We start from the raw sequence: 25,121 nt of genomic DNA on the forward strand, positions 1-25,121 counted from the left end.
GCGGCCGGGGCGCCGCGCACCGGGAACGAATCCGTTGCGCAGTCGAGCGGGCCTGGGCTAGCGGCGCAGCCGAGTGCGAGTGCGCTGGCAGGAGAGCCGAGCGGGGCTGAGACTGCGGCGCGGGCCGACGGGGGCGAGGCGGCCGGGGCCGGGCGGCCCGCTGAGGGCGCCGGCGGGGTGCCGCTCACTGGCACCGAGTTCGGGTCCGCGGCCGAAGCCGCGACCGGCTATCTGGGATCTGCGGCGGGTGGCGGTCGCCCCTACGGCGCGGCCCGCCCGGGCGGCACCGGCGTGGGCGCCCACGGCGTGCGGTCCGACGCTTCGGGCCACCCCGCGAACCCAGCCGGCGTGGGCGGCTACGGTGTCCGCCCCGATGTGGGCGGCGCCGGCGAATACGGCGTCCCCGCGACCGGCCCCGGCGTGCCTCCCACCGCCCCCGGCACGGACACCCCACACGGAGTGGCCGCCACCGGCGTACCCGCCACCGGCCCCGGTGGGTCTCCCACCGGCCTCGGCGTTCCTGCCACCGGCACCGGCTCCGCCCACGGCGTGCCCGCTACCGGCCTCGGACACGACCTGCCCGCCACCGGAACCGGCCCCGGCGGGCCTGCGGCCGGCCGTGGCGGGCCTGCTACCGGCAGCGCTACGTCGGCGTACGGCGGCGGGTTCGGCGCAGCGGCCAACGGCGCCGGCTACGGCGCCCGCGCCACTGGCGTCGGGACGGGCTCGTACGGCGGCGGGCCGATTCCCGCGTCCGAGGTGCCGGACGCCCTCCGGGGGCCCGAGAGCGAGAAGGAGGAGCCGAAGAAATTCCTCGGCATCTCCGGCCCGCAGGTCCTGGCCGGCGCGATGGCCGCCTCGACGTCCGCGGTCGCGGCGTCCTACCTCGGCGTCGCCGGCACGGTAGTCGGCGCCGGGCTCGGCAGCGTCATCGCCACGGTCACCACGGCGGTCTACCAGAAGTCGATCCAGCGCTCCAACAAGGTGCTGGCCAAGGTCGTGACCACCACCGTCGGCGGCAAGACCGAGAGCCTCGACGGGATGCTCCACGCCGGTCGCGACTCCTCGAGCGTCGCCCCCGACCCGCACCTGCCGGACGTCTCCCAGGTCGGCCGTGGCCTCCCGGACCCGCACCTGGCCGAGCACCATCCGGCCCCGCCCCACCCAGCTGAGCACCATCCGGCTCCGCCGCACCCGGCCGAGGGCGAGACGCACGTACTCGGTGCGGTCGGGCGGGACGAGACCGCACTGATGCCGTCGGTCACCTCGACGTACGGCTCGGCCCCGGTCACCCCGCCCATCGCATCCCCTCCCGTTACGCCTCCGCCCGACCGGCCCGCGGGACGGGTCTACGGTGGAGGACCCTCCTGGTACTCCGACATGCCGTGGAAGCGCATCGCGGTGGCTAGTGCGACCGTGTTCCTGCTGGTCATGGGCATCATCACGGTGATCGAGGTCGTCACCGACCGGACGGTCGCGGAGGCCGTCCGCGGCGAGCAGGGCAAGGGCACGACCGTGGGGCGGATCGTCGGGAACGACAAGACCGCGCCGTCGCCGTCGCCGACTCCGACCGAGACGACGAGCGAGTCGCCGACCCCGACCGACAGCCCGTCGGACCAGGTCAGCCCGTCGGACGAGACGTCCGAGAGCCCGAGCGGCGAGCCGTCGAACTCGGCCGAGCCGTCGGACAGCGGAGCGCCGTCCGACGGGGCGTCGGACGCGCCGCTCCCGCTCCAGACGCAGGGCGACAGCGCCACTTCGGCGCCGGTCGTGCCCGAGCCGATGGAGGGCTCGATCGAGACGACCCCCAGCGCCAGTCCGCTCGGCTGACCCGCCCGCGACGCCTCGCCTGCGGGCGGGGCGTCAGCGGGTGAGGGTCAGCGAGAGCGACCAGGGCTGGATCACCAGGACGACCAGCGCCGCGGTCGTCGACACCTCGCAGGCCGCACCGAGGACGTCGCCGGTGATTCCGCCGAAGCGCCGGACGCAGTGGCGCACTAGGGCCCAGGCCACCACGAGCCCGGCCGCGACGGCGAGCGGCCCGCGCCAGACGGTGGGGCCGCCGACGCCGGTGGCGACCGCGGCCAGCGCGACGACCACCAGCGTCGTGAGTCCGACCGTGACCGGGGTGAGCGTCTCGGCCACGAGCGCGCCGAGGCCGGACGGGCGCGCGGCCGGGACGCCGACCCGGCAGGCCCAGGTCACCGCGAGTCGGCCGGTGGCCGCGCCGACCGCCGGGAGCAGGAGCGCTGGAAGTACCGCGTGGGTGCCGGCGACGACGGCGAGGCAGCCGACCTGGGTGACGGCCACCAGGATCATCGTGATGACCCCGAACGGGCCGATGTCCGGCGCTTTCATGATCGCGAGCGCGCGGTCGGGGTCGCCGTAGCTCCCGAGGCCGTCGGCGGTGTCGGCCAGGCCGTCGAGGTGCAGGCCGCGGGTCACCAACGCCAGCATGCCGACGCCGAGTGCGCCGGCGACCAGCGCCGGGATGCCGACGATGAGCGCGATCAGGAGCACCAGGCCGGCGGTGAGGCCGATGCTCGCGCCGACGAGCGGAGCGAGCAGCATGGCGCCGCCCGCCGTGTCGCGGTCCATCCGCCGCGCCCGGACCGGCGCCACCGACAGCAACGAGAACGCGAGCCGCCCCCACTCACCCACCGCCCGGCGCCGCCCCTCTCCCGCCGTCGAGCCCCCGCCCAGGCCCCGCCCCCTCCGCCCCGCCCGTGCTCTCGGGTTCGCCCGAGCTCTTGGGTCCGCCCGTGCTCTCAGGGCCGCCGGTGCTTTCCGGCCTGCGCGCGCTTTCCGGCTCCGAGGCCGGAGCTTGATCGGACGCCACCGCCGGGCGCTTCACAGCCGCCCGATCTACCGCAGCCACCTCGCCCGCCGCTTCTGACCCGGCGGTCGCCTCCGACCCGGCGCCCCCCGCCCCGGTCATCCCGGCAGCCCCGGTCACCCCGGCCGACGCCCCCGTCCCGGCCGGCTCCCCGCCGTCCGCCGTCCCGGCCGGCTCCCCGCCGTCCGCCGTCCCGGCCGGCTCCCCGCCGTCCGTGGGCTCCCCGCCGTCCGTGGGCTCCCCGCCGTCCGCCGCCCCGGTCGCCGAGGCGGCGGAAGCCGCTGCAGCGCGCTCCCCAGCCTCAGCGAGTCCGGAAGGCTCAGCGCCTCCGGCCGGGACCTCCTCCGCGGCAGGCTCCTCCGGGGCCCGGGCGCCGGCCTCGTACCCCCCGACCCCGCCGATCACATCGCCCTCGTCGACGTGAACCTCGGGCGCCTCCTCGACCACCTCCGGCTCCGCGGCCGGCTGGGGCGCGGCCAGCGCCAGCTCGATCGCAGCCGACAGGACCGGCAGCGCCAGCAGCGCCCCGGCGCCGTCGCCGAGCCGCACCCCCAGATCGACCACCGGCTTCAGCCGAAGGTCACCGAACGCCTGGCGCTCGGCCGCCCGGCCGGACGCGTGCGGCACGCACCACCAGGTGCGGGCGTCCGGGGCCAGCGCGCGGGCGACCAGCGCGGCCGCGGCCGCGCCGACGCCGTCGAGCAGGGCGGGCGTGCGCCGGGCCGCGGCCCGGACCAGGAACCCGGCCGCGGCCGCGAGGTCGGCCCCGCCGCCGATCGCGAGCAACCGGCGGGTCGCGAGCGTCGCCGCCGCGGCCGACACCCGGTGCAACCCGTCGCGGATCGCGGCGCACCGCTCGATCCACAGCGCATCCGGCACGTGCGGGTCGAACCCGAACGCCTTCACCGGCTCGACCTCGCACAACGCGCCGATCACCACGGTCGCCGGCACGATCGCCGACTCGGTCAGCACGGCCGGGATCACCAGGTCGGCGCCCGCGTCGACCTCCTCGTCCGCGACCAGCGCGCCGACTTCGAGCGCCGCCTCGACCTCGGCCGCGGTCAGCGGATCTTCGACCGCGACCGCCGGGCTGCCCGCCCGGACGCGCCGCGCCGAGACGTCGCCCGGCAACTCGTCGCCGGCCAGGCCGACGTCGACCAGACGGACGGAGACGTCGGAACGGCGGGCCAGCAGGGGGAGCGCGCCCTCGCCGAGCAGCAGCGCGCGGGCGGCCTCGGCGCCGTCGGTGACGCCGTGGTCGGCGGCGAACACCACCAGGCGGACGCGCCGGAACGGCGTGGGGCCCTCGCGGACCGACCCGACCCAGCGGACGAACCCACCCAGCGCACCGGGTGCGGCGCCCCAGCCGGTGAGCCGGGCCTCCGCGGCCTCGCCCGCCACCCAGTCGGCCGCAACCGGCGTCAGGCTCTCCACCAACGACCCAATTTCCGGCGACCCAACTTCCGGCTCAGTCACGTCAGGAGGCTATCCGGCCCGTCCGACAACAGGAGCCCCCGCCCGGCCACGACCAGCACCGAACGGTCGCAGACCGCGGCCAGCCGCTGGTTCAGCGACCCCTGGGCGTCGACGAACACCCGTCCGGACCGGGTGGCCGGCACGACCGTCCAGCCGACCTCCGGGCTCACCAGCACGACGTCCGCCCGGCACCCGGCCACCGCGGCCACCAGGTCCGAGACGGCCTCGCCCACCGCTGCGAAAGGGTCCGGAAGCTCCCAGGCCGCCGCCGCGTCGAACGCTCCGACCAGCCAGTTCCCCACGTCGTCGACCAGCAGCACCGACCCGGCTCCGGCCGCGCGCAACTCGGCCGGGAGCTCGGCCGGGCCGCCGCCGACCTCGACCGTCTCCCAATCCGACGGTCGGCGCGACCGGTGCGCGGCCAGACGGGCCGCCCAGTCGGCGTCACCGGGACGGGCCGGCGACGTCGCCAGGTACCGCACCGGACCCGGACCGGCGAGCCGCTCGGCCCAGCCGGACTTCCCGGAGCGGATTCCGCCCAGCACGAGCGTGCGCAACGGTCCCTCCGATGTAGGTTCTGGACATGACGTGGCAGTGGCGATACCAGGGCAACACCGGCGGCGGCGAGCTCGGCGAGGTCTCGGAGGAGTTCCCGAGCCAGTCCGATGCGGAGAGCTGGCTCGGCGAGGAGTGGCGCCAACTGTCCGCCGCCGGCGTCGACCAGGTCACGCTGGAAGAGAACGGCCGCGTCGAATACGCGATGCCGCTGACGAACGACTAGACCCGCCGTTGGGGCGAGCGGGTCAGGGCCGGGTCGCGCTCGATCACCGGGTCGAGCACCTCGTCGATCGCCTTCAGCAGCGACGCGTCCAGGCGCACGCCGGCCGCCTTCACGTTCTCGGTGACCTGCTCGGGCCGTGACGCCCCGATGATCGCGGCCGACACGTTCGGGTTCTGCAGCACCCAGGCGACCGCGAGCTGCGCCATCGACAACCCGGCCTGGTCGGCCAGCGGCGCGAGCTGCTGCACCCGGGAGAGAACGTCGTCGTTCATGAACCGGGAGATCATGTCGGCGCCGCCCTTCTCGTCGGTCGCCCGCGAGCCCGACGGCAGCGGCTGACCCGGCTGGTACTTGCCGGTCAGCACGCCCTGCGCGATCGGCGACCAGACGATCTGCCCGAGCCCCGCGTCCTCGGACGCCGGCACCACCTCGGCCTCGATGACCCGCCAGAGCATGCTGTACTGCGGCTGGTTCGAGATCAGCGGCACGTGCAGCTCCCGGGCCAGCGACGCGGCCCGCGCGATCTCGTCCGCGCGCCACTCCGACACCCCGATGTAGAGCGCCTTGCCCTGCCGGACGACGTCGGCGAACGCGAGCATCGTCTCCTCGAGCGGCGTCTCGTGGTCGAACCGGTGGGCCTGGTACAGGTCGACGTAGTCGGTGTTCAGCCGCTTCAGCGACAGGTCGATGCCCTCCAGGATGTGCTTCCGGGAGAGGCCGCGGGCGTTGCGCCCCTTCCCGACCGGGAAGTACACCTTCGTGAACAGCTCGTAGTCGGCCCTGCGCACGCCTTCCAGCGCCTTGGCCAGCACCTTCTCGGCGCGCGTGCCCGCGTACACGTCTGCGGTGTCGAACGTCGTGACCCCGGCGTCGAGCGCGGCTCGGACGCACGCGATCGCCGCGTCTTCCTCGACCTGCGAGCCGTGGGTGAGCCAGTTGCCGTAGGCGATCTCGGAGATGTACAGCCCGGAACGACCAAGGGTGCGGAATTCCATGGCTCGAAACGCTACTCTCGACGCCTGCCGGCCGTCGGCGGGCATCCACAGGGTGCGCGGCGTGGTGGCTCATCCGAGCTCATCACCCCGAGGAGAGACCTGTGTTCGTCGCCCTGGTCAGGGCCGGCTTCCGACGTCATTCCACCTACCGGCGCGCTGCGCTGGCCTCCGCCGCCACCAATTCGATGTTCGGGTTCCTGCGGACGTACATCCTGCTGGCCGCGGTCACCGGCGCCGGCGGCACCGCGGCCGGGTACGACCCGGCGTCGATCGCGATGTACGCCTGGGCCGGTCAGGGGTTGCTCGGAGTGGTCGAGCTGTTCAGCTGGACCGAGGTCGCCGACCGCATCCGCACCGGCGAGATCGTCAGCGACCTGCAGCGTCCGGTGGATCCGCTGCTCGCCTACCTCGCCGTCGACCTCGGCCGCGCCGGGTACGCGCTGCTCGTCCGTCTGACGGTCCCGATCGCGATCGGCGCCCTCTTCTTCCCCCTCCGGTGGCCGACGTCCGGTTGGACGTTCCCGCTGCTCGCGGTATCCGTCCTGCTCGCGACGACGGCCAGCTTCGGCACCCGCTACCTGTTCAACCTGCTGACGTTCTGGTGGCTGGACCCCCGCGGACCGAACACGCTGTGGCTGTTCGGCGGGACGCTGTTCTCCGGGCTGGCGCTGCCGATCGGGTTCTTCCCCGGCTGGGCGCAGACCGCGCTGTGGTGCACACCGTTCCCGTGGATGCTGCAGGCACCGCTCGACGTCCTGCTCGAACGGGGCGACCCGCTGCGCCTGATCGCCGGCGGAGCGGCCGCCACCACCGCGGTGCTCGCGCTCGGCTACGTCGTCGAGCGGGTGGCCCTGCGACGGCTGGTGGTGCAGGGTGGCTGACGCCTATCGGCAGCTCTTCGCGGCCCAACTCCGGGGCCAGCTCCAGTACCGGGTCTCGTTCGGCGTCGACCTGCTGCTGAACGCGGCGATCACGGTGATCGACGTGCTGATGGTGCTGACCGTCTTCCGCGTCACGCCGTCGCTCGCCGGGTTCGACCTGCGGGACACGCTCGTCATCACCGGCACCGCCACGCTGTCGTTCCAGATCGCCGACGTGGCGGTCGGGAACCTGGAGAAGCTCCCGTTCTACCTGCGCACCGGCCTGCTGGACGCGGTTCTGCTGCGTCCGTTGTCGGCCTTCGGCCAACTGGTCGTGCTCGACTTCCAGGCCCGCCGGGCCGGCCGGATGGTGCAGGCCTCGGTCGTCTACGGGCTCTCCCTCGGCCTCGCCGGCATCAGTTGGACGCCCGGCCGCGTGCTGTTGGCGGTCACCGCGCCGATCGGAGGCGCGATCTGCTACGGCGCGATCTTCACGACCGGAGCCGCGGCGATGTTCTGGCTCATCGATGGCTCGGAGGTGGCCAACATGTTCACGTACGGCGGGCGGGACTTCGCCAGCTACCCGATGCCGATCTACGGCCCGCTGTTCGGCCGGGCGTTCGGATTCGTGCTCGGGCTGGCCGCGGTCGGGTACTTCCCGGCGCTGGCGCTGCTGGGGCGGACGGATCCGCTGGGGACGCCCGGCTGGCTCCACTGGTGCGCGCCGCTCGTCGGGGTGCTCTGGGCCGGGGTCGCCGCCGTCGCCTGGCGCTTCGGCGTCCGCCACTACCAGAGCACCGGCTCATGATCGTCGAGGCGCGGGATCTCCGGAAGGAGTTCGTCGTCCGGACGAAGGCCGGGCGGTTCCGCCGGACGCGGCGGACCGTGGCCGCGGTCGACGGGGTGGACCTGGGGATCGAGCCGGGCGAGATGGTCGGGTACCTCGGGCCGAACGGGGCCGGGAAGTCGACGACGCTGAAGATGCTGACCGGGATCCTCGTGCCGTCGGCCGGGCACGTGCGGGTGTGCGGGCTCGCGCCGGTACCGGAGCGGACGCGGCTGACCCGGCGGATCGGCGCGGTGTTCGGTCAGCGGAGCCAACTGTGGTGGGATCTGCCGCTCGCCGACTCGTTCGCGCTGCTGCGGGCGGTGTACCGGGTCGGTGCGGCCGACCACGCGCGCCGGCTCTCCGAGTGCGTCGAGCTCCTGGAAATGGAGCCGTTCCTCCGGACGCCGGTCCGGCAGCTGTCGCTGGGCCAGCGGATGCGGGGCGAGCTGACCGCCGCGCTCCTGCACGACCCGTCGCTGTTGTTCCTGGACGAGCCCACGATCGGGCTCGACGTCGTCAGCAAGGAGGCCGTGCGCGGGTTCCTGGCTGAGCTGAACCAGCGCTACGGGACGACGCTCGTGCTCACCACGCACGACCTGGCCGACATCGAGCGGCTGTGCGGGCGGCTCGTGGTGATCGATCACGGCCGGGTCGTGCACGACGGCACGCTGGCCGCGCTGCACGCCCGCTACGGCTCGCGGCGGCGGCTCGTCGTCGAGCTCGACTCGCCCGGCCCGCCGTTGAGCGTCCCCGGAGCGTCCACCGAGGTGGTGGAGGCGGAAGGACGGCGGCAGACCCTCGCCCTCGACGGCCCGCTGCCCGCGGTGGTGGCGGCCGTGGCCGCCGCCGCACCTCTCCGAGACCTCCGCGTCGTGGAACCCGCCATCGAAGACGTGATCCGGAAGCTGTGGTCCTAGACCTTGTCGCCGACCTTTACCTGGGGCGACGGCGAGCGCATGCGACGGAACTGGACGCTGCGCATGACGCCGTAGAAGCTCAGGCTGCCCAGCTTGTCGGGCGCGTTCGGGAACCGCTCGCGGACGTTCTTCCGGATCAGGCGCGAGATCAGGAAGACGTCGGCGAGGATCGCGACGATCAGCAGCAGCCACAGGATGTTCGCCCCGAACCGCACCGGAGCCGGCCACTGCGGCTGCGAGAACAGCAGCACGGCCAGCGCCCCGATCAGGAAGTACGAGCCGACGTTGCGCCGCGAGTCGATCAGGTCGCGGACGAGCCGCCTGACCGGCCCCTTGTCGCGGCCGGTCAAGTACTTCTCGTCGCCGCGGCGCATGCCCTCGTACGCGGCCGACCGCTCCTCGCGCATCTTCGTGCGCATCGCGGCCTTGGCTTCCTTCTTGTCCGTCGGCGCCGACGTCATCGCCCGCGGACGGCTGTTCGCGGTGCGCTTCGGCGTCGGCGCGCCCTTCGGGGCGGTGTAAGCCCGGCCCGAGGGCTGGATGACCGGTTCGACCGTCTCCGGGACGTCCTCGGAGGCGGGGGCGGACTTTCGACGGAGGAGGCTCACCTGACCAGCGTATCGGCCGGTCGAGCGGTTCATCCGGGCAGCGCCAGCATTTGATCCAGCGCAAGACGGGCGAAGTGGGCCGTATCGGCATCGACCGTGATCCGGTTGACGACCTCGCCCCGGGCCAGCGACTCGAGCGACCACACCAGGTGCGGCAGGTCGATCCGGTTCATCGTCGAGCAGAAGCACACCGTGCGGTCGAGGAACACGATCGTCTTGTCCGGGTGCGCCAGGGCCAGGCGGCGGACCAGGTTCAGCTCGGTGCCGATCGCCCAGGTCGAGCCGGCCGGGGCCGCGTCGAGCGTCTTGATGATGAACTCGGTCGAGCCGACCAGGTCGGCCGCCGTGACGACTTCGTGCCGGCACTCCGGGTGCACGAGCACGTTCACACCGGGGATGCGGGTGCGGACGTCGGTCACCGAGTCGAGCGTGAACCGGCCGTGCACCGAGCAGTGCCCGCGCCAGAGGATCATCGACGCGTCGCGGAGCTGCTGCGGGGTCAGGCCGCCGCCCGGCTTGTGCGGGTCGAACAGCACGCAGTCGTCCAAGCCGAGGCCGAGCTCGAGAACGGCGGTGTTCCGGCCGAGGTGCTGGTCGGGCAGGAACAGCACCTTCTCGCCCTGGGTGAACGCCCAGTCCAGCGCCTTCTTCGCGTTGGACGACGTGCAGATCGTGCCGCCGTGGCGTCCGGTGAACGCCTTGATCGCGGCCGAAGAGTTCATGTAGCTGACCGGCACCGTGGTGTTCGCGACGCCGGCGTCCTGCAGGACCTCCCAGGCCTCGTCGACCTGCTGGGCGGTGGCCATGTCGGCCATCGAGCACCCGGCGCCCAGGTCGGGGAGGATCACCTGCTGGTCCGGCCCGGTCAGGATGTCGGCCGACTCGGCCATGAAGTGCACGCCGCAGAACACGATGTACTCGGCGTCCGGACGGGCGGCGGCGTCGCGGGCGAGCTTGAACGAGTCGCCGGTCACGTCGGCGAACTGGATGACCTCGTCGCGCTGGTAGTGGTGGCCGAGGACGAACGCCCGGTCGCCGAGCTCCTCCCGGGCCGCCCGGGCCCGCTCGACCAACGAGGGGTCGGAGGCGGCCGGTAGGTCGCCCGGACAGTCGACACCCCGCTCCGAGGCCGGGTCGCTGCCCCGGCCGAGCAGCAGTAAGGCGGCGGCGGTGGGTGACGGCTCGGCGAACCCGTGCTCGGTGAGGGTGGGTAGGCCCAGGTCGGTGCTCACGGTCTCTCCGATCGACGCGTATTACCGCGGGGTTAAACATCGTGACACTTTTCGCGGCCGCATCCAGTGGTGCTGATCACTTTGAGAAGAACTTGATGCGGCATCATCGGCCCATGCGAGTTTTGGTGGCACCGGATTCGTTCGGCGGCACGCTCTCGGCCGAGCAGGCCGCGGCGGCGATCGCGACCGGCTGGGCCCGTCAGGCCCCGCACGACACGGTGGTGACCCGTCCGCTCTCCGACGGTGGCCCCGGCCTGGTCGAGGTGATCAGAGCGACGCTCGGCGGCGAGCTGGTGCCGGTGAAGGCCCGCGGTCCCCGGATGGAACCGCTGGAGGCCTCGTTCCTGCTGCTGGACGACGTCGCCTACCTGGAGTGCGCGACGGTCGCCGGGCTCCAGCTGGTGCCCGCGGCCGAGCGCGACCCCAAGGTCACCACCACCTACGGCCTCGGCCTGCTGCTCGCGGCCGCGGTCGAGTCCGGGGCCCGCACGGCGGTGATCGGCCTCGGCGGCAGCGTGACGAACGACGGGGGAGCGGGGCTCCTGGCCGCGCTCGGCGCCGGGCCGGTCGGCGTGTCCGGGACGGCGCTGCCGCCGGGCGGAGCCGCGCTGCGGGCCTGCGAGGGGCTGGCCGGGGTCCCGGCGCTGCGCGGGATCGAGATCGTCGCCGCGACCGACGTCGACAACCCGCTCACCGGCATCCACGGCGCGTCGGCGATCTACGGCCCGCAGAAGGGCGCGTCGGACAACGACGTCCAGATCCTCGACGCGGCCCTGGAGCAGTGGGCGCGGGTCCTCGAGCGCGGCCTGCCCGGGTGCCCGGCCGGCGTCGGGGACCTGCCGGGCGCCGGGGCCGCCGGCGGGCTGGGAGTGGCGTTGCTCGCACTCGGCGGCCGGCGCGAGGCCGGCATCGCGCTCGTCCGGCGGCTGATCGGGTTCGACTCCGCGGTCGCCGAGGCCGACCTGGTGATCACCGGCGAGGGCTCGTTCGACTACCAGTCGCTGCGCGGAAAGGTCGTCGCCGGAGTCGCGGCGGCCGCGTCCGAGCAGGGTGCGCCGTGCGTCGTGCTGGCCGGCCGGGTCGCGGTGGGGCGTCAGGAGGCCGCGGCGGCCCACATCGACGAGGCCCGATCGCTGGTCGAGCAGGCCGGCTCGGTCGAGGTCGCGATGAACGACGCCGAGAACGTCCTGATCGAGCTGGCGGCCCGGACGGCCAAGGACTGGAGTCGCTCCTGATCGGTTCTCGAAAGTTTGTGCAACCATGGGGGAATGGGCGCCGGGAAGACTCTGGTTGTCCCGGTAGTTGACCAGCGACACATACGGGAGCCGACTGTGACCGTCTCCGAGACCACCCACGAGCACGCCCCGACCAGCGACGGCGTCCTTCTGACCGACGGCGCCGCCTCGAAGGTGAAGGCGCTGCTCGACCAGGAAGGTCGGGACGACCTGCGTCTGCGCATCGCCGTGCAGCCGGGTGGCTGCTCCGGCCTGCGTTACCAGCTCTTCTTCGACGAGCGCTCGCTCGACGGCGACACGATCCTCGACTTCAGTGGCGTCGAGGTCGCGGTCGACCGGATGAGCAAGCCGTACCTGGGCGGGGCGACGATCGACTTCGTCGACACGATCGAGAAGCAGGGCTTCACGATCGACAACCCGAACGCGACCGGCTCGTGCGCGTGCGGCGACTCGTTCCACTGAGCTAGTCAGTTTTTCACGGCGTCCGCCACCGATCTCCGGTGGTGGACGCCGTTTCGTGTGCATTAAGCTATTCGCCGTTTGCCGTGGTTTCTCGGCGTGTGCCCCTTCTGATTAGCCGGATGGAGAAAACCCCGGATGAAAATTGCTGTCACCGGGTCGATCGCGACCGACCACCTCATGCACTTTCCGGGGCGTTTCGCCACCCAGCTGATGCCGGATCAGCTCGACCGCGTCTCGCTCTCGTTCCTCGTCGACGACCTGGTCGTGCGCCGGGGCGGGGTGGCCGCCAACATCGCGTTCGGCATGGGTCAGCTCGGCCTGCGGGGGATCCTGGTCGGGGCGGTCGGCAACGACTTCGCCGACTACCGGTCGTGGCTCGAGCGGCACGGCGTCGACTGCGGCTCCGTGCACGTCTCGGAGTACGCGCACACCTCGCGGTTCGTCTGCACGACCGACGACGACATGTGCCAGATCGCGTCGTTCTACGCCGGCGCGATGAGCGAGGCCCGCAACATCGAGCTCGCACCCGTAGACGCCCGCGTCGGTGGGCTCGACCTGGTGCTGGTGGGGGCCAACGACCCGGAGGCGATGGTCCGGCACACGGCCGAGTGCCGCCAGCGCGGGCTGCGGTTCGCCGCCGACCCGTCGCAGCAGCTCGCCCGGATGACCGGTGACCAGGTCCGGTTGCTCATCGACGGGGCCGCGTTCCTGTTCACCAACGAGTACGAGAAGACGCTGCTGGAGTCGAAGACCGGCTACAGCGAGGACGAGATCCTCGACCGGGTGGAGATCCGGGTGACGACGCTCGGCAAGGACGGCGTCGAGATCGTCGGGCACTCGATCGGACGGATCCACGTCGAGTGCGCGACCGAGTCGGCCAAGGCCGACCCGACCGGCGTCGGTGACGGCTTCCGGGCCGGGTTCCTGACCGCGCTGTCGTGGGGCCTGGACCTGCAGCGGGCGGCCGAGGTCGGGAACCTGCTGGCCACCTACGTCCTGGAGACCGTCGGCACGCAGGAGTACACGGTCGACAAGACCGAGTTCGTCAAGCGCCTCGGCAACGACTACGGCCACGAGGCCGCCGAACTGGTGTCCGCGCACCTCTGACGTCAGATGGGAGCCCCCGCCTCAGGCGGGGGCTTCCGCGTTCCTGCGGACGTCGTACACGCCGACGTCGGGAGAGCCGGCGAAGTCGTGGTGACGCATCCGGCACCAGGCCGGGATGTCGACGCGGGCGGCCGGGTCGTCGGCCAGGACCCGGACGACGCCGCCGGCCGGGACATCGGCGATCCGTCGGGCCAGCTCGATCACCGGGAGCGGGCAGCGCATCCCCCGGCAGTCCAGCGTGAGGTCGGGGTTCACAGGCCGGTCACGCCCGCGGTCGCGCGCAGGTCGGCGACGATGCCGGGCAGCTCGGCGAGGAACCTCTCGACGTCCTCGGCTTTCGTGCCGAAGTGCAGGGACACCCGGACGTTCCCGTGGGACAGCACGCCCATCGCCTCCAGCACGTGCGACGGCGACAGCGTCGACGACGTGCACGACGACCCGGACGACACCGCGAACCCGCGGGCGTCCAGCGCGTGCAGCAGCGCCTCACCGTCCACGTAGAGGCACGAGAACGTGACCAGGTTCGGGAGCCGCTCGGTCGGGTGCCCGACCACCTCGACGTCCGGCACGGTGGCCGCGACCCGCTCCCGGATCCGATCGACCAGCGGGGCCAGCCGGGCCGCCTCCGCTGCCGCCTCGGCCTGCACGGCCCGCAGCGACGCCGCCGCGGCCACGATCGACGGCACCGGCGGCGCCCCGGGGAACCGGCCCCGGTCGTCGGCCGGGTACGGCGACGTCCAGCGGGTCCCGGTGCGGACGACCAGCACACCGACGCCCGCCGGGCCGCCCCATTTCCGTGCGCTCCCGGTCAGCAACGACCAGCCGCTCGGCACCGGCGAACGGCCGAGTGACTGCGAAGCGTCCACATACAGGGGAACGCCCGCCGAGGCGCACGCCGCGGCCACCGACGAGACCGGCTGCACCGTCCCGACCTCGTGGTTCGCGCTCATCAGTGCGGCCAGTGCGACGCCCGGCGCGCGGACCGCGTCGGCGAAGGCCGACGTGGACGTCGTCCCGGTCCGGTCGACGCCGACGCTCACCGACTCGCCGGCCCAGGCCGACGCCGCGTGCAGTACGGCGGAGTGCTCGACGGCAGAGTGGACGAACGTGGAACCCGCGCGCCGGCGCCCGGCCAGGCCGCCCAGGACGGCCAGGTGCGCGGCGACCGTGCCGTTCGCGCAGAACGTGACCTCGTCCGGGCGCGCACCGATCACCTCGGCGACGACCGCCCGCGACGCGTCGAGCAGTTGGGCGGCCTTGCGGGCCTCGGAGTAGAGCCGCGCCGGATCGGCCCAGCCGTCGTCGATCGCCGCGGCCAGGGCCTGCTTGGCGACCGGGTGCAGCGGCGCCGCGGTGGCGGCGTCGAAGTACGTCCGTACTGGCGGGTGGCGGTCGTCGGACACGTCCCGGAACGCTACCCCGGCGCGTCGCCTACCCCTGCGGGTCGGCGCACCGGGGGTCCAGTAGTCTACGTTCGGTCGAAGGGATGAGACCCGACTGGAAGTTTGGTCGTCGGGCGCCGATGAGGAGGGCGACTGGTGGGGGTCAACCCGTCAGCGAGTGCCGAACGCCGTAGCCGGCGATTCGGTCGGGCCGGGCGCTTTGCCGCTGTCACCGGCGTTGCCGGTCTGACCGCGCTGACGCTGTCCGGCTGCTCCACCGAGGAAGTACTCCGGTTCGGATGGCCGAAGGGGATCACCCCGCAGGCCGACCAGATGATGGATCTCTGGACCGGGTCGGTCATCGCCGCGCTCGCGGTCGGTGTGTTCGTCTGGGGCCTGATCTTCTGGGCGGTCATCCGCTACCGCAAGAAGAGCGACGAGCTGCCCACGCAGACGCGCTTCAACCTGCCGATCGAGATCCTCTACACGGCGGTCCCGTTCCTGATCATCGCGGTGCTCTTCTACTACACCGCGATCGTCCAGACGTTCGTCGACAAGCAGAAGGCGAACCCGGACGTCACGGTCTCGGTCGTCGCGTTCAAGTGGAACTGGCAGTTCCTCTACCCGGAGGAGCTCGACGCCGACCGGCAGCCGATCGGCACGATCGGCTCGACCGAGCAGATCCCGGTCCTGGTCGTGCCGACCGGCGAGCGGATCCGGTTCGTCGAGACGTCCAACGACGTCATCCACTCGTTCTGGGTGCCCGCGCTGCTGTTCAAGCGCGACGTGATCCCGGGCCGGACGAACTCGTTCGAGGCGACGATCAACAAGGGCGAGGAAGGTGCCTACGTCGGCCGGTGCGCCGAGCTGTGCGGCACGTACCACGCGAACATGAACTTCGAGCTGCGCGCGGTGACGTCGGAGAAGTTCGACCAGTTCATCGCGGCGAAGAAGTCCGGTGCGTCGACCTACGACGCGCTCCAGTCGATCGGTGAGTCGCCGACGGCGACGACGACGCACCCGTTCAAGACCAAGCGCGACGCGCGTACGCCGAGCTAGGAGCAGCGACGATGAAGAGCGAATCCAGGATCTTCAACCTGCTCGCGGCGTTCCTGATCGCGATGGCGGTCGTGTACTACTTCTGGACGCGGGGTAGCTCGTACCACACCGACTGGGTGGGGACGACCGCGCTGATCCTGTCCGCGGTGCTGTGCGGGATGTGTGGCCAGTTCTTCTCGCTGGTCGCGCGCCGGATCGAGGCTCGGCCGGAGGACCGGTCGGACGCCGAGATCTCGGAGGGGGCCGGTGACCTGGGGTTCTTCAGCCCGGGAAGCTACTGGCCGTTCGGGATCGCGGTGTCGGCGACGGTGACCGGGCTCGGTCTCGCGTACTGGTTCCCGTGGCTCATCGCCCTCGGCGGCGCCGCCGTCCTGCTCAGCGTGAGCGGCCTTCTCTTCGAGTACTACACCAAGCCCGGAGAGCACTGACAACGGCGCTCGGCCCCACACGAAACCGCCCCCGGAGGGGGCGGTTTTTGTTTTGACGTTGAGCCCTGGACGGGGGGCGCCCACTAGGCAGCGTGTTGGGCGGCCCAGGCTAGCTCTGCGGCGGACCTCACCACCGCCTGCTGATCTGGGTTGAGGTAGGGCTCAACAACGGGGGCCAGTTGGGCGTAGAGGCCCAGGGCGGCTCGGCAGGAGTCGGCGAGCTGCTCGCCCCGCAGACCGAGCGCGGAGTCCTGCGAGCGCCGCCAGGCCGGCCCCATCGCGTCCGCCACCAGCTCGAACAACTGGTGCTCGCTCGCGTACAGGATCCGGTGGTGCACCGCGGCGACGAACGGTAAGCGGGTCGCGAGCCGGTTCCGCGTCACCGCGGCCGTGGTGCGCCGCCCGGCCGCCAGCGACCCGACGAGCCGCTGCACGACCTCGGCCCGCCCGGTCATCTGCCCGGCGATCCAGGCCCGCCGAGGCCCCTCGATGTCCGACCACCGCCACGCCCCGGCCTCGGCCGACAGCTCGTTCGCGGCCCCCTCGGCGTCGTGCAGGATCACCGCGGCCCGCCACCCGGGCACCGTGCTCCCGGCAAGCTTGGGGTCGGCGAACGACGCCCGCACCGCGTCCGCGGTGCGCCACGACACCGACATCAGCAGGCCGCCGAGCTGACGGTGGATGTACTCCGGCCCGTTCCCGAGAGCGACGAGATCGACGTCGCTGTGCTCGTGCGCGTCGCCCCGGCTCTGGCTACCGAGCAGGACGACACCACTGGTTCCGTCGGCGACGAGATCGGCGACGGTCGCCGCCACCGCGGCGGCTACCCGCGGGGGGAGAGGGGGCGGCACGGGCTAAGTGTCCCATCGGGTCCGGTCTGACGGAACGTTTCGTCAGCATTTCTTCACGTGCTGTCAGCAAGTGTCCGCGTCTCGTTCGCACGCGGCTCACCTGCGGTAACGCTAGTTCGTCGACCAGCCGGAAAGCGACGTTGTGTTCGTCACGTCCCCCAGCCGATCGGCTGGTCAATCCTGGGTCGCCACCGCGATCCAGCGGTCGAGCGCGGCCCCCGCCGCGCCGGTGTCGATCGCCTCCGCGACCCGCTCCAGACCGGCCCGCAGCGACGCTTCCAGGCCGCCCGGGAACCCGTCGAACGCGGCCACCGCGGCGGCCGCGTTGACCAGCACGGCGTCCCGGACCGGGCCGCGCTCGCCGGCGAACACCGCCCGGGCGACCTTGGCGTTGAACGCCGCGTCGGCGCCCCGCAGATCCTCCCGGGAAGCGCGCGGAATGCCCAGGTCGGCGGCGTCCACGACGGTCTCGGTGACCGACCCGTCGGCGACCAGCCAGATCCGGGTCGGCGCCGTCGTCGTGAACTCGTCCAGGCCGTCCTCGCCCCGCATGACCAGCGCCGACGCGCCCCGCTGGGCGAAGACGCCGGCCATGACCGGCGCCATCCGCTCGTTCGCGCAGCCGACCGCGCTGGCCCGGACCCGGCCCGGGTTCGTCAGCGGCCCGAGGAAGTTGAAGAACGTCGGGACGCCCATCTCGCGACGGGCGACGCCGGCGTGACGCAGCCCCGGGTGGTACGTGGGCGCGAAGCAGAACGCGATCCCGGCCTCCCGGACGCACGCGGCCGCCCGCTCGGGCGTCATCGTGATCGGGATGCCGAGGTATTCCAGCAGGTCAGCGGCGCCGGTGCTGCTGGAGGCGGCCCGGTTGCCGTGCTTGACCACCGGGATGCCCGCCCCGGCCACGACGATCGCGGCCATCGTCGAGATGTTCACCGTGTGGGCCTGGTCGCCGCCGGTACCGACGATGTCGACGGCGTCGGGGGAGACGTCGATCGGGGTGGCCGCCTCGAGCATCGCCGACACCAGGCCGGTGACCTCCTCGGGCGTCTCGCCCTTGGCCCGCAGAGCCATCGCGAACGCGGCGATCTGCACCGGGGTGGCGTCGCCCGACATCACCTGGGTCATCGCCCAGCCGGTCTGTTCGGGCGTGAGCGTCTCCCCGGCCAGCAGGGTGTTCAGCAGGAGCGGCCAGGTCGGGGCCGGGCCTGTCGATACGGTCATCGGGCCGCGGGGAGCGAGCCCAGCGTCGTCCGCAGGACCTCGGCGACGGTCGCGGCGGCCGCCACCGGGTCGAGCGGGTGCGACAGCACGGCGTCGGCCTCGGCCCACGTCGCCAGCCACTTGTCGACCTTGCGGGCCAGCACGAGACAGATCGGCGGGCAGTCGTCGATCTCGTTCTTGAGCTGGCGGGAGATGCCCATGCCGCCGGTGGGCCAGGCTTCGGCGTCCAGCAAAAGGAGGTCGATGCCTCCGGCGTCGACCAGGTCGACGACCTGGTCTCCCTCGGCGGCCTCGACCCAGGTGATCGGGCCGACGTCGGCCGCGGGCCGGCGGCCGACGGCCATCCGGATCCGCTCGCGGACGGCCGCGTCGTCGCTGTAGACGAGAACGGTCGCGGGCGATGCGCTCATGAGGGGCCTCCGAGGTGCGGGACGCGTTGAGCGGATCGTAGCGTTGCGCTCAGGCCTCAGGGGCCGGGCGTCCCTGGGAACGGGCCGCTAGGCGGGCCAGCCGGGCGTTGTAGGCCTCCAGCGCGTTGTCCTCGCCGGTGGTGCGGTCGAGCTGCCGGTCGATCCGGGCCGCGGTCCGTTCGTCGGACCGGATCCACTGGGTGACGAACGCGGCCAGCATCAGCAGGCTGATCAGGTCACCCGACGACCACAGCAGGCCGCCGCCGATCTGCTGGTCGTAGGCCGGGGTGATCCAGCTCAGGTGCAGGCCCTCGTAGTACGACGTGGCGATCCGCCCGGCCATCTGCATGATGATGACGCCGAGCACCGCGTGCAGCGGCATCGAGATGATCATCATCAGCGCCCGGGCCGGGTAGGGCCAGCGACCGGGCAGCGGGTCGAGGCCGATCAGCGGCCAGAAGAAGAGCGAGCCGACGATCAGGAAGTGCACGTGCGTGAACTCGTGCAGCCAGGTGCTGGTCAGCGTGGCCGGGTACCAGCCGGAGAGGTAGAGCGCGTACGGCGTCGCGATGAAGAACGCGAACGCGATCAGCGGGTTGCTGACGAGCCGGAAGAAGCGGCTGTGCAGGAAGCTGAGCAGCAGGTTGCGGGGTTTCGCCGGCAGGGTCCGGAGCGCGAGCGTCACCGGGGCGCCCAGCGCCATCAGGATCGGCGCGACCATGCTCAGCAGCATGTGCTGGATCATGTGGGCACTGAACAGCGTGTCGTCGTAGGTGCCGAGCCCGGAGAGCGTCGCGATCGCGATGACACCCAGCCCGCCGGGGACGAATGCGAGAGTTCGTCCGATCGGCCATCGGTCGCCCCGCGTCCGCAACTTGTGGACGCCGTAGAGGTAGAGCCCGGCGACGACGATCAGCGCGATCGCCATCCACTGATCGATGTTCGCGGAAGTGAACAGCGTTGCGGGCGTGAACTCGGGGAGCGTCGCTTCGCTGGTCAGAGCGGGGGTTTGGCTCGTCAGGGACAGCACCGCTCCACCTTAGGCCGAAAAGAACGACACGACGTAGGCACCCGGTGCGTGCGCTGGGATGGGCGCGGGACATAATGCGTTCGTGACGACGGCCACGACCAGTTTCGAGAAGAGCCAGATCCACTCGCTGACCCGGCCGAACATGGTCAGTGTCGGGACGATCGTGTGGCTCTCCAGCGAGCTCATGTTCTTCGCGGCTCTGTTCGCGATGTACTTCTCGATCCGGGCTTCCGGACCGGGGCAACGCCTGTGGGCGGAAGAGACACAGATCCTGAACGTCCCGTACGCGGTGGTGTTCACGGTGATCCTGGTGGCCTCGTCCGTGACCTGCCAGATGGGCGTGTTCCGGGCCGAGGTCGGTGACGTGTACGGATTGCGGCGCTGGTTCGCGCTGACGTTCGTGATGGGACTGATCTTCGTTCTCGGCCAGGCGAACGAGTACCGCAACCTGGTCCACGAAGGCATCACGATCCAGGCCAACGGCTACGGGACGATGTTCTATCTGACCACCGGCTTCCACGGTCTCCACGTCATCGGTGGCCTGATCGCGTTCCTGCTGATGATGGGGCGCAGCACGCTCGGGCGGTTCACGCCCGCGCAGGCCACCAGCGCGATCGTCGTCTCGTACTACTGGCACTTCGTCGACGTCGTGTGGATCGGCCTCTGGGCCACGATCTACCTCGTCAAATGACGCCGGCCGCGCACTGCACGACTGGTTCCCCGACCGACAAGGTGAATCCATGATCGCCTCCGCCGCCGCCAAAATGGGCGGCCGGATTCGAAAGCGAGCCGGCCGCGCCGGACGCCTGACCGTCCTCGTCGTGGCGCTCGGTCTGTTCGGCACCGGCTACGCGGCGCTCGCGCCGAACGGCCAGGCCGACGACACGACCAGTTCGATCGCCGTCCGCGAAGGGCAGAAGCTCTACAACGAGAGCTGCATCTCCTGCCACGGGCCCAACGCCCAGGGCGTGCAGGACCGCGGCCCCAGCCTGATCGGTGTCGGGTCCGCCTCGGTCGAGTTCCAGGTGGGCACCGGCCGGATGCCCGCCGCGCGTCAGGAAGCCCAGGTCGAGCGCAAGCAGCCGGCCTTCAACGACGAGCAGACCGACCAGCTGGCCGCCTACGTCCAGTCGATCGGCGGAGGCCCGCAGATCCCGGACGGTGACCTGCGCGGCGACGAGGCGCTCGGCGGCGAGCTGTTCCGCGTGAACTGCTCCTCCTGCCACGCGTTCTCCTCGAACGGTGGGGCCCTCTCCTCCGGGAAGTACGCGCCGTCGCTGAAGCCGACGACCGACCGCCAGCTCTACGCGGCCATGCTGACCGGCCCGCAGAACATGCCGGTCTTCGGTGACAACCAGCTCTCGCCGGACGAGAAGAAGGCGATCATCGCCTACGTCCAGACGCAGAAGACGGACGCCGACCCGGGTGGCTGGGGCATCGGCCGGACCGGCCCCGTGCCGGAGATGGTCGTGATCTTCGGAATCGGCATCGTGGTGTGCCTCTTCGGGGCGCTGTGGATTGCGGGTAAGTCATGAGTGACTCAACTACGGATGTGGAGTTCGATCCGAAGGATCCGAACCACAGCCAGTTCGACCTGGTCCGAGAGGGCGCCCGGCGCGACGGGGTGGAGATCGTCCACTACCAGCCGCGGTTCGCGGTGGCGGGCACGAAGCGGGAGAAGCGGATCGAACGCGCGATCGCGTTCCTGCTGCTGCTCACCGGGCTGTCCGCGCTGGCGTTCATCGTCATCTACGTGGCCTGGCCGTACAAGTACGAACAGGGCTACCACCTGGACAAGCTGTACACCCCGCTGCTGGGCTTCACGATGGGCCTCGCGCTCTTCGGGCTCGGCGCGGCGATCATCGTCTGGGTCAAGAAGCTGATGCCGGAGGAGGTGGCGGTCCAGGACCGCCACGACAACAACCCCGACCTGGTCGAGCGGCAGCTGACCGCGGCGACGCTGATGAGCGCGCTCGACGAGACCGGCATCAAGCGGCGTCCGCTGCTCAAGGGCGCGCTGGCGCTCGGGGCCGCGCCGCTCGGCATCATGGCGATCATGCCGCTGGGCGCGCTGATCAAGGACCCGCACAGCAAGGACGAGCCGCTGTTCCACACCGGCTTCAAGGAGGGCGTCCGCCTGGTCCGCCAGGACGGCACGCCGATCCGGGTCGGTGAGGTCTCGGCCGGTGGTCTGGAGACGGTGTTCCCCGGCATCCCCGAGGGCACCACGCTCAAGTACGCGGACTCGCCGACGCTCCTCATCCACCTGCGGGAAGAGGACGCGGCCGAGTTCAAGCCGCGCAAGGGCTACGAGAACGCGCACTACGGCAACTACTTCGCCTACTCGAAGATCTGCACGCACGCCGGTTGCCCGGCGAGCCTGTACGAGCAGCAGACCAACCGTCTGCTCTGCCCGTGCCACCAGTCCCAGTTCGATGTGAAGGACAGCTGCCGCCCGATCTTCGGTCCGGCCACCAGGCGCTTGCCGCAGCTTCCGATTACAGTTGACGAAGAGGGCTACTTCGTCGCGAAGAGCGACTTCAAGGAAGCCATCGGACCGGCATTCTGGGAGCGTCCGTAATGCCACTGCTGCCAAAGATCAAACCTGCCGCGGTCGGCACGTGGGCCGACGACCGGTTGGAAGCGTCGACTCCGCTGCGGCGCGTCTTCAACAAGGTCTTCCCTGACCACTGGTCGTTCATGCTGGGCGAGATCGCGCTGTACTCGTTCATCGTCCTGCTGCTGAGCGGCACGTTCCTCACGCTGTTCTTCACCCCGTCGCCGACCGAGACCGTCTACGACGGCGTCTACACGCGGCTGCAGGGCGTGGAGATGTCGAAGGCGTACGACTCGGCGCTGAACATCTCGTTCGAGGTCCGCGGTGGTCTGGTCATGCGCCAGATCCACCACTGGGCGGCGCTGCTGTTCGTCTCGGCGATGCTCGTGCACATGTTCCGGACGTTCTTCACCGGAGCGTTCCGGCGTCCGCGCGAGCTCAACTGGGTCATCGGCGTCACGCTGTTCGTCCTGGGCATGTTCGAGGGCTTCCTCGGCTACTCGCTCCCGGACGACGCACTGTCGGGCACCGGCCTCCGGATCGCGTCGGCGATCATCTACTCGATCCCCGTGGTCGGTACGTGGGTGTCGTTCGCGCTGTTCGGCGGGGAGTTCCCGGGTGAGTTCATCCTGGAGCGCTTCTACATCATCCACGTGCTGATCCTGCCGGCCGCGATCCTCGCGCTGGTGGCCGCGCACATGGGCCTGCTGGTGAAGCAGAAGCACACCCAGTTCCCCGGCCCCGGGCGCACCGAGCAGAACGTCGTCGGTCACCGGATGTTCCCGGGCTTCGCGGCCAAGGCCGGCGGCTTCTTCATGATCGTCTTCGGTGTCATCGCGGCGCTGGGCGGCCTGGTCCAGATCAACCCGATCTGGCTGTTCGGCCCGTACCAGGCGGCGGTCGTCTCGGCCGGTTCGCAGCCCGACTGGTACATGATGTGGCTCGACGGCGCGGTGCGTCTGATGCCGGCCTGGGAGTTCCGCAGCTTCGGCTACACGATCCCGGCGATGTTCTGGCCGTCGGTCGTGCTGGCCGGCGTCATGTTCACGCTCGCCGGTGCGTACCCCTGGTTGGAGCAGCGGTTCACCAAGGACCGCGCGCATCACAACCTGCTCCAGCGTCCCCGGGACGCGCCTGCCCGCACCGGCCTCGGTGCGATGGCGATCGGGTTCTTCATCGTGCTGCTGCTCTCGGGCGGCAACGACATCATCGCCGACAAGTTCGACATCAGTCTGAACGCGACGACGTGGGCGGGCCGGATCGGCCTGTTCGTGGTCCCGCCGCTGGCGTACTTCTTCACCTACCGCATCTGCCTCGGTCTGCAGCAGCACGACCGCGAGGTGCTGGCGCACGGTGTGGAGACCGGCATGATCCGGCGCTTGCCGTCGGGTCAGTTCATCGAGGTCCACCAGCCGCTCGGCCCGGTGGACGAGCACGGACACGGCCACCTGGAGTACCAGGGCGCCACCGTGCCGAAGAAGATGAACAAGCTGGGCGCCGGTGGGCGTGCGGTACGCGGGTTCTTCTTCCCGGTGGAGAAGCCCGAAGAGGCCGCGCGGCCCGCGGTCGCCGACTCGGGCGATCGTCCGAAGGAGCTCAGCGGGGCGTCCGCGAGCGACGACGGCAACTACTGAGATCCGAGCACGACGAAGGGCCCCGCCAACGGCGGGGCCCTTCGTCGTAGGTCATTCCGACTCGAGGCCGATGGAGAACGCGGCGTCCAGGTCGTGCCGGGAGTAGGCGCGGAACGCGATGTGGGTCTCGGTGTCGACGACACCCTCGACCTTGTTGATACGCCCCGCGATCACCTCGGCGATCTCCTCGAACCGGGTGACCCGCACGATCGCGATCAGGTCGACGTTCCCCGCCGTCGAGTACACCTCGCTGACGCCGGGCAGGTCGGCGAGCGTCTGCGCGACCTCGGGGATCAGGTCGGTCTCGCAGCTGATCATGACGATCGACGTGATCACAGTGACTCCTCTGGCTCGGTGACAGCGTAGTTGGGCCGCTCCGGCGTGCCCTCGCCGGACACGAGCCCGGCCCGGCCCAGCAGCCGGAACGTAGGCCCGGTCAGCGGCGGCAGCGCGTCGAGCGAGTACCACTCCGCCTCACGGATCTCGACCCCGTCGGCGCGGATCGTGGTGGTGAGGGCGTCGACCGTGGCGGTGAAGACCATGTCGACCTCCTGGACCCAGGGGTTGACGTGCGCGTTCGGGACGATCGGCTGCAGTTCCTCGGAGGGGAGGTCGACGCCGGTCTCTTCGCGCAGCTCGCGGGCCGCGCCGTCGCGGGGGTGCTCCCGCTTGTCGAGCAGGCCTCCGGGGAGCGACCAGCCGGGTTGCGGTGGCTGGTGGAGCAGCAGGAGCCGTCCGTCGTGGTCGCGCAGGAGGACGACGGAGCCGACGGTGTAGTTCGGCGTCCCGAGCCGGACGATCGGGCGGCGGAGCTTTGGCGGGAGCCGCCGGAAGACGTGGATAGCCCGGCGGAGCACCGCTTTGCGCACGGTGCGGTAAGAACCCATGGTTCGACAGATTAGAGCGGCGGGGGATGGGGCGGACTGGCGCCTGGGGGTGGGGCGGCGGGGCGCAGCGCAGGGGTGGAGGTGGCGGGGCGCGGCGCGGGGGTGGAGGTGGCGGGGCGCGGCGCGGGGGTGGAGGTGGCGGGCGCCGCGGGGGGTGGAGGGTGGGAGGTCGCGCGCGAGGCGGAGGTGGGAGGTCGCTGCGCGGGGGAGGTGGGGAGGTCGCGGGGGGTGAAGGTGGGGGTGCCGCGCGCGGTGGAGCGATGAGGGCTCGCTACGTGGGTGCGGCGGCCCGGGCCTGCTGTGCGCGGTGGAGGTGGTGAG

General features: G+C 71.6%; 28 protein-coding genes. 14 read left to right on the top strand and 14 right to left on the bottom strand.

Annotation, left to right across the window (positions count from 1 at the left end):
• The first annotated feature begins 177 nt into the window (after positions 1-177).
• Positions 178-1,830 (top strand): superantigen-like protein SSL4, encoded by a 1,653-nt coding sequence (locus FL583_RS13895; RefSeq protein WP_142705031.1) that lies wholly within the window; start codon positions 178-180, stop codon positions 1,828-1,830.
• A 33-nt stretch (positions 1,831-1,863) separates the two neighbouring features.
• Here FL583_RS13895 and FL583_RS13900 read toward each other — a convergent pair whose 3' ends face one another.
• From FL583_RS13900 to FL583_RS13910, 3 genes are read right to left on the bottom strand one after another with little or no spacing between them, the layout of a single operon-like run.
• Entirely contained in the window at positions 1,864-2,661 is a 798-nt protein-coding gene (locus FL583_RS13900; protein WP_240746677.1) for an adenosylcobinamide-GDP ribazoletransferase, read from the bottom strand.
• Positions 2,654-4,312 (bottom strand): nicotinate-nucleotide--dimethylbenzimidazole phosphoribosyltransferase, encoded by a 1,659-nt coding sequence (locus FL583_RS13905; protein WP_142705033.1) that lies wholly within the window; start codon positions 4,310-4,312, stop codon positions 2,654-2,656. The genes FL583_RS13900 and FL583_RS13905 overlap by 8 nt, the downstream gene beginning before the upstream one ends.
• Complete coding sequence (locus tag FL583_RS13910) at positions 4,309-4,869, bottom strand: bifunctional adenosylcobinamide kinase/adenosylcobinamide-phosphate guanylyltransferase (RefSeq protein ID WP_142705034.1); 561 nt, start codon at positions 4,867-4,869, stop codon at positions 4,309-4,311. The genes FL583_RS13905 and FL583_RS13910 overlap by 4 nt, the downstream gene beginning before the upstream one ends.
• 26 nt (positions 4,870-4,895) lie before the next feature.
• Here FL583_RS13910 and FL583_RS13915 point away from each other — a divergent pair, with 26 nt between their 5' ends.
• Entirely contained in the window at positions 4,896-5,093 is a 198-nt protein-coding gene (locus tag FL583_RS13915) for a hypothetical protein (protein WP_142705035.1), read from the top strand.
• Here FL583_RS13915 and FL583_RS13920 read toward each other — a convergent pair.
• Positions 5,090-6,088, bottom strand: a complete 999-nt coding sequence (locus FL583_RS13920; RefSeq protein WP_142705036.1) for an aldo/keto reductase family protein — start codon at positions 6,086-6,088, stop codon at positions 5,090-5,092. The two genes, FL583_RS13915 and FL583_RS13920, sit on opposite strands and share 4 nt — an antisense overlap.
• Positions 6,089-6,189: 101 nt before the next feature.
• On the opposite strand from FL583_RS13920, the gene FL583_RS13925 reads away from it, so the two are divergent.
• Genes FL583_RS13925 through FL583_RS13935 form a run of 3 tightly spaced genes read left to right on the top strand, consistent with a single transcriptional unit; the run spans position 6,190 to position 8,694 of the window.
• Positions 6,190-6,969 (top strand): ABC transporter permease, encoded by a 780-nt coding sequence (locus tag FL583_RS13925; RefSeq protein ID WP_205752115.1) that lies wholly within the window; start codon positions 6,190-6,192, stop codon positions 6,967-6,969.
• Positions 6,962-7,756, top strand: a complete 795-nt coding sequence (locus tag FL583_RS13930) for an ABC transporter permease (protein WP_142705037.1) — start codon at positions 6,962-6,964, stop codon at positions 7,754-7,756. Before FL583_RS13925 ends, FL583_RS13930 begins: the two co-directional genes overlap by 8 nt.
• On the top strand, positions 7,753-8,694 hold the full coding sequence (locus tag FL583_RS13935) for an ABC transporter ATP-binding protein (RefSeq protein ID WP_142705038.1): 942 nt from the start codon (positions 7,753-7,755) through the stop codon (positions 8,692-8,694). The genes FL583_RS13930 and FL583_RS13935 overlap by 4 nt, the downstream gene beginning before the upstream one ends.
• On the opposite strand, the gene FL583_RS13940 is transcribed toward FL583_RS13935, so the two are convergent.
• The gene (locus FL583_RS13940; protein ID WP_170323635.1) at positions 8,691-9,302 is read right to left on the bottom strand and encodes a DUF3043 domain-containing protein; all 612 of its coding nucleotides are present in this window, start codon (positions 9,300-9,302) and stop codon (positions 8,691-8,693) included. The genes FL583_RS13935 and FL583_RS13940 overlap by 4 nt on opposite strands.
• Positions 9,303-9,331: 29 nt before the next feature.
• Positions 9,332-10,534, bottom strand: coding sequence for a quinolinate synthase NadA (nadA, locus tag FL583_RS13945; protein ID WP_205752116.1), 1,203 nt, complete (start codon positions 10,532-10,534; stop codon positions 9,332-9,334).
• A 113-nt stretch (positions 10,535-10,647) separates the two neighbouring features.
• Between nadA and FL583_RS13950 the strand changes: the two genes are divergently transcribed.
• From FL583_RS13950 to FL583_RS13960, 3 genes are all read left to right on the top strand, one after another.
• Positions 10,648-11,769: a glycerate kinase family protein gene (locus tag FL583_RS13950; RefSeq protein ID WP_142705040.1), complete on the top strand. Its 1,122-nt coding sequence runs from the start codon at positions 10,648-10,650 to the stop codon at positions 11,767-11,769.
• A gap of 96 nt (positions 11,770-11,865) precedes the next feature.
• A complete protein-coding gene (locus FL583_RS13955; protein ID WP_240746678.1) occupies positions 11,866-12,231 on the top strand; it encodes a HesB/IscA family protein in 366 nt (121 codons plus the stop codon).
• A 135-nt stretch (positions 12,232-12,366) separates the two neighbouring features.
• A complete protein-coding gene (locus FL583_RS13960) occupies positions 12,367-13,338 on the top strand; it encodes a carbohydrate kinase family protein (RefSeq protein ID WP_142705042.1) in 972 nt (323 codons plus the stop codon).
• 21 nt (positions 13,339-13,359) lie between these two features.
• On the opposite strand, the gene FL583_RS13965 is transcribed toward FL583_RS13960, so the two are convergent.
• Positions 13,360-13,560 carry a sulfurtransferase TusA family protein gene (locus FL583_RS13965; protein WP_142705116.1) on the bottom strand — a complete coding sequence of 67 codons (201 nt, stop codon included), beginning with the start codon at positions 13,558-13,560 and terminating at the stop codon, positions 13,360-13,362.
• A 29-nt stretch (positions 13,561-13,589) separates the two neighbouring features.
• Complete coding sequence (locus FL583_RS13970) at positions 13,590-14,741, bottom strand: cysteine desulfurase family protein (protein ID WP_142705043.1); 1,152 nt, start codon at positions 14,739-14,741, stop codon at positions 13,590-13,592.
• A 135-nt stretch (positions 14,742-14,876) separates the two neighbouring features.
• Here FL583_RS13970 and ctaC point away from each other — a divergent pair, with 135 nt between their 5' ends.
• Together ctaC and FL583_RS13980 are read left to right on the top strand one after the other, a co-directional pair.
• Positions 14,877-15,779 carry an aa3-type cytochrome oxidase subunit II gene (ctaC, locus tag FL583_RS13975; RefSeq protein WP_276611606.1) on the top strand — a complete coding sequence of 301 codons (903 nt, stop codon included), beginning with the start codon at positions 14,877-14,879 and terminating at the stop codon, positions 15,777-15,779.
• 11 nt (positions 15,780-15,790) lie between these two features.
• Positions 15,791-16,207 carry a cytochrome c oxidase subunit 4 gene (locus tag FL583_RS13980; protein ID WP_142705044.1) on the top strand — a complete coding sequence of 139 codons (417 nt, stop codon included), beginning with the start codon at positions 15,791-15,793 and terminating at the stop codon, positions 16,205-16,207.
• Between the two features lie 83 nt (positions 16,208-16,290).
• Here FL583_RS13980 and FL583_RS13985 read toward each other — a convergent pair whose 3' ends face one another.
• The 4 genes from FL583_RS13985 to FL583_RS14000 form a co-directional block, all read right to left on the bottom strand.
• Positions 16,291-17,058 carry a nucleotidyltransferase domain-containing protein gene (locus tag FL583_RS13985; RefSeq protein WP_142705045.1) on the bottom strand — a complete coding sequence of 256 codons (768 nt, stop codon included), beginning with the start codon at positions 17,056-17,058 and terminating at the stop codon, positions 16,291-16,293.
• A gap of 174 nt (positions 17,059-17,232) precedes the next feature.
• Positions 17,233-18,282, bottom strand: coding sequence for an anthranilate phosphoribosyltransferase (trpD, locus tag FL583_RS13990; protein ID WP_142705046.1), 1,050 nt, complete (start codon positions 18,280-18,282; stop codon positions 17,233-17,235).
• Complete coding sequence (locus FL583_RS13995; RefSeq protein WP_142705047.1) at positions 18,279-18,692, bottom strand: helix-turn-helix domain-containing protein; 414 nt, start codon at positions 18,690-18,692, stop codon at positions 18,279-18,281. The genes trpD and FL583_RS13995 overlap by 4 nt, the downstream gene beginning before the upstream one ends.
• Positions 18,693-18,741: 49 nt before the next feature.
• The gene (locus FL583_RS14000) at positions 18,742-19,722 is read right to left on the bottom strand and encodes a cytochrome c oxidase assembly protein (protein WP_205752119.1); all 981 of its coding nucleotides are present in this window, start codon (positions 19,720-19,722) and stop codon (positions 18,742-18,744) included.
• 58 nt (positions 19,723-19,780) lie between these two features.
• On the opposite strand from FL583_RS14000, the gene ctaE reads away from it, so the two are divergent.
• Genes ctaE through qcrB form a run of 4 tightly spaced genes read left to right on the top strand, consistent with a single transcriptional unit; the run spans position 19,781 to position 23,913 of the window.
• Positions 19,781-20,413, top strand: a complete 633-nt coding sequence (gene ctaE / locus FL583_RS14005; protein WP_142705048.1) for an aa3-type cytochrome oxidase subunit III — start codon at positions 19,781-19,783, stop codon at positions 20,411-20,413.
• A 49-nt stretch (positions 20,414-20,462) separates the two neighbouring features.
• Entirely contained in the window at positions 20,463-21,257 is a 795-nt protein-coding gene (gene qcrC, locus FL583_RS14010; protein ID WP_142705049.1) for a cytochrome bc1 complex diheme cytochrome c subunit, read from the top strand.
• Entirely contained in the window at positions 21,254-22,303 is a 1,050-nt protein-coding gene (gene qcrA / locus FL583_RS14015; protein WP_142705050.1) for a cytochrome bc1 complex Rieske iron-sulfur subunit, read from the top strand. The genes qcrC and qcrA overlap by 4 nt, the downstream gene beginning before the upstream one ends.
• Positions 22,303-23,913, top strand: a complete 1,611-nt coding sequence (qcrB, locus tag FL583_RS14020; RefSeq protein ID WP_142705051.1) for a cytochrome bc1 complex cytochrome b subunit — start codon at positions 22,303-22,305, stop codon at positions 23,911-23,913. The genes qcrA and qcrB overlap by 1 nt, the downstream gene beginning before the upstream one ends.
• Before the next feature lie 51 nt (positions 23,914-23,964).
• Here qcrB and FL583_RS14025 read toward each other — a convergent pair whose 3' ends face one another.
• Together FL583_RS14025 and FL583_RS14030 are read right to left on the bottom strand one after the other, a co-directional pair.
• Positions 23,965-24,249 (bottom strand): Lrp/AsnC family transcriptional regulator, encoded by a 285-nt coding sequence (locus FL583_RS14025; RefSeq protein WP_142705052.1) that lies wholly within the window; start codon positions 24,247-24,249, stop codon positions 23,965-23,967.
• Positions 24,246-24,800 (bottom strand): NUDIX hydrolase, encoded by a 555-nt coding sequence (locus FL583_RS14030; RefSeq protein WP_142705053.1) that lies wholly within the window; start codon positions 24,798-24,800, stop codon positions 24,246-24,248. The genes FL583_RS14025 and FL583_RS14030 overlap by 4 nt, the downstream gene beginning before the upstream one ends.
• Positions 24,801-25,121: the final 321 nt, after the last annotated feature.

Origin of the sequence: Cryptosporangium phraense (genome assembly GCF_006912135.1) — a bacterium.
Classification (GTDB): domain Bacteria; phylum Actinomycetota; class Actinomycetes; order Mycobacteriales; family Cryptosporangiaceae; genus Cryptosporangium; species Cryptosporangium phraense.

Bases quoted from the DNA above. Each gene is read 5' to 3' on its own strand.
- FL583_RS13915 (WP_142705035.1), top strand. From the start codon at position 4,896: ATGACGTGGCAGTGGCGATACCAGGGCAACACCGGCGGCGGCGAGCTC.
- FL583_RS13920 (WP_142705036.1), bottom strand. From the start codon at position 6,088: ATGGAATTCCGCACCCTTGGTCGTTCCGGGCTGTACATCTCCGAGATC.
- FL583_RS13935 (WP_142705038.1), top strand. From the start codon at position 7,753: ATGATCGTCGAGGCGCGGGATCTCCGGAAGGAGTTCGTCGTCCGGACG.
- FL583_RS13950 (WP_142705040.1), top strand. From the start codon at position 10,648: ATGCGAGTTTTGGTGGCACCGGATTCGTTCGGCGGCACGCTCTCGGCC.
- FL583_RS13960 (WP_142705042.1), top strand. From the start codon at position 12,367: ATGAAAATTGCTGTCACCGGGTCGATCGCGACCGACCACCTCATGCAC.
- FL583_RS13965 (WP_142705116.1), bottom strand. From the start codon at position 13,560: ATGCGCTGCCCGCTCCCGGTGATCGAGCTGGCCCGACGGATCGCCGAT.
- FL583_RS13980 (WP_142705044.1), top strand. From the start codon at position 15,791: ATGAAGAGCGAATCCAGGATCTTCAACCTGCTCGCGGCGTTCCTGATC.
- trpD (WP_142705046.1), bottom strand. From the start codon at position 18,282: ATGACCGTATCGACAGGCCCGGCCCCGACCTGGCCGCTCCTGCTGAAC.
- FL583_RS13995 (WP_142705047.1), bottom strand. From the start codon at position 18,692: ATGAGCGCATCGCCCGCGACCGTTCTCGTCTACAGCGACGACGCGGCC.
- ctaE (WP_142705048.1), top strand. From the start codon at position 19,781: ATGGGCGCGGGACATAATGCGTTCGTGACGACGGCCACGACCAGTTTC.
- qcrC (WP_142705049.1), top strand. From the start codon at position 20,463: ATGATCGCCTCCGCCGCCGCCAAAATGGGCGGCCGGATTCGAAAGCGA.
- qcrA (WP_142705050.1), top strand. From the start codon at position 21,254: ATGAGTGACTCAACTACGGATGTGGAGTTCGATCCGAAGGATCCGAAC.
- qcrB (WP_142705051.1), top strand. From the start codon at position 22,303: ATGCCACTGCTGCCAAAGATCAAACCTGCCGCGGTCGGCACGTGGGCC.
- FL583_RS14030 (WP_142705053.1), bottom strand. From the start codon at position 24,800: ATGGGTTCTTACCGCACCGTGCGCAAAGCGGTGCTCCGCCGGGCTATC.